Raw genomic sequence first — 1,196 nt, 5'->3', positions numbered from 1 at the left:
TGGTGCATCCGGTAAGTCATGCCGCCCTCGGTACCAGGGCGATGCCAGGCGAACGGCGTGGCCGGTGTCGGCGGCGCTTGCCCCAGACAAAGGGATGGCGATGTGCAATCCAGTAGACCGTTGAGTGGTGGATCGCGTCGATGATCTCGTCCCAGGTCTCGAAGCGCCGGCCCGCTAACGCCAGCGAGCGCAGGATCTTCCACCAGGGCTCGATCAGGTTGAGGTAAGCGGCGTACTTGGGCTGGAACACCATCTCCCAGCGTGGATGGGCGAGCAGGAACAGCAGCACGTCCGTGGTGTGGTGGGAGCTTAGGTTATCCATGATGGCGTAGACCCGCTCGGTCGTGCGCGGGATCCAGGTCTCAACCTGGTCGAGGAAGTCGACCCAGTACGCGCCGCTGCGTCCGGGATAGGGATGGGTGAAGGCCTCGCCCGTTGCAGGACAGAAGGCTCCGAAGATGTAGCCCTTGGCGCGCCGGCCGTAGTCGATCTCCTGCTTCGCGCGCTCGGCCGGTCGCGTTCGGCTCTGCACCAGGGCATGACCGGCATAGCTCTTGGCGCTCACCGGTCCCATTTCATCCAGACAGATCACACAACTGCCCGCAGGTGGCTTGGTATAGAGCGTTTCGATCGCCCCCTTTTTTCCGCGAAGGCCGGATCCACCCGCTCGCCGAACCAGGTCTCGTGCTTGCGCCAGCGCAGGCCCTCGTGGAGCAGGATCTCGTCGATGCGACTGCGCTGCATCGCGATGCCTTTCTGCTCATGCAGGTAGGCGGCCAGACGGTCGAGCGTCCAGGCGGCAAACGGCAGCCCGAGCGCCTGCGGCTTGGTCAGCGCGATGCCGATCACGGTGGCGGTTTGCTCGGGCGGATAGGTGGGCGGGCGGCCCGACCGATGCCGGTCCTTGAGGGCGTCCAGTCCCTCAGCATTGAAGCGGCGAATGCGCTTGCGCACGGTCTCGCCATCAAGACCCACGCGAGCTGCAATCGCCGAGGCGCTCCCGCCGCAGCTGGCGCGCCAGATGATTTGGGCGCGTTGCACGCGTTGAGCCGGAGCGGTGTGGGAGTGAGCCAGGCGCTTTACGGTCGCGAACTCGTCAGCGGTTAAGTCCCGTAAGCAGACTGGTGCCATGGGTCGCCTCCGCCAGCAGGTCAGAAGGGGCCGCCATTATACCCCGCAACCTACCGGATGCACCA

The 1,196-nt window shown here is 65.3% G+C and carries 2 protein-coding genes; both read right to left on the bottom strand.

The window, feature by feature from the left end; all coding sequences use genetic code 11:
- Positions 1-16 precede the first annotated feature (16 nt).
- Positions 17-574 (bottom strand): transposase, encoded by a 558-nt coding sequence (locus tag JKG68_RS32455; RefSeq protein WP_210346531.1) that lies wholly within the window; start codon positions 572-574, stop codon positions 17-19.
- A 14-nt stretch (positions 575-588) separates the two neighbouring features.
- Positions 589-1,131: a helix-turn-helix domain-containing protein gene (locus tag JKG68_RS32450; protein WP_202066555.1), complete on the bottom strand. Its 543-nt coding sequence runs from the start codon at positions 1,129-1,131 to the stop codon at positions 589-591.
- Between the last annotated feature and the right edge of the window lie 65 nt (positions 1,132-1,196).

Source organism: Microvirga aerilata (genome assembly GCF_016743775.1).
Lineage (GTDB): Bacteria > Pseudomonadota > Alphaproteobacteria > Rhizobiales > Beijerinckiaceae > Microvirga > Microvirga aerilata.
Note: the sequence above shows the minus strand (reverse complement) of the source record. Positions and strands in the feature narration are given on the sequence as shown.

Excerpts from the sequence above, each read along its gene's own strand:
- JKG68_RS32455 (WP_210346531.1), bottom strand. The coding sequence starts at position 574 with ATGGGACCGGTGAGCGCCAAGAGCTATGCCGGTCATGCCCTGGTGCAG.
- JKG68_RS32450 (WP_202066555.1), bottom strand. The coding sequence starts at position 1,131 with ATGGCACCAGTCTGCTTACGGGACTTAACCGCTGACGAGTTCGCGACC.